General features: G+C 61.1%; 1 protein-coding gene. It reads left to right on the top strand.

What is annotated here, in order from left to right; translation table 11 throughout:
• On the top strand, positions 1–234 hold a 234-nt coding region (rpsM, locus tag KVT32_RS31665; RefSeq protein WP_217619592.1), incomplete at both ends, for a 30S ribosomal protein S13.

Here is a 234-nt window from a genome sequence, read left to right as displayed (position 1 = left end):
CCCGCGCTCGCAGAAGATCTGCGATGCGACCGGTATCGCGACCAACAAGAAGGTCAAGGACCTCGACGATAACGAACTCGAGAAGCTGCGCGACGAAGTTGCGAAGTTTGTCGTGGAAGGCGATCTGCGCCGCGAACTGTCCATGAACATCAAGCGTCTGATGGACCTGGGTTGCTACCGCGGCATGCGTCACCGCAAGGGCCTGCCAGTGCGCGGCCAGCGCACCCGTACCAA

This window comes from Achromobacter sp. GbtcB20, assembly GCF_019091095.1.
Classification (GTDB): domain Bacteria; phylum Pseudomonadota; class Gammaproteobacteria; order Burkholderiales; family Burkholderiaceae_B; genus Achromobacter; species Achromobacter mucicolens.
This window is presented reverse-complemented; position numbering and strand designations above follow the sequence as displayed.